Source organism: Methylobacterium sp. E-005 (assembly GCF_022829725.1).
In the GTDB taxonomy this organism is placed as follows: domain Bacteria; phylum Pseudomonadota; class Alphaproteobacteria; order Rhizobiales; family Beijerinckiaceae; genus Methylobacterium.
Genome location: NZ_JAKSYG010000161.1, coordinates 1 through 270, shown reverse-complemented (window position 1 = coordinate 270; position 270 = coordinate 1). Strand labels below are relative to the sequence as shown.

The 270-nt window shown below is 65.2% G+C and carries 1 protein-coding gene; it reads right to left on the bottom strand.

The genetic code is table 11. From position 1 onward, the window contains the following. Nucleotides 1-270, bottom strand: a 270-nt coding sequence (locus tag MKK88_RS17490; RefSeq protein WP_244001881.1) for a YfdX family protein, incomplete at both ends; no start/stop codon positions are given.

Sequence of the window (270 nt, the reverse complement as noted above, 5' to 3'; positions counted from 1 at the left end):
CGGGAGGGCGACCGCGTCGATCACGTCGAAGCGCATCCCGTCCTGGGCGGTCTTCAGGATCGCGTTGGCCTCGTAATACTTGCCCTGGCCGATCAGCGTCGCCGCCTGATCGACGTCGGCGATGGTCTTGTTCAGCGGCAGCACCGCCATCGTGAAGTTCACGTCGACATGGGCGAGCTTGAGCTTCTCCATCGCGCCCTTCTGGTCGCCCTGCGCGAGGTTCTTGTTCGCCTCGGTTACGGCCGAGGCCTTCTCGGGGGTGGCCACGAA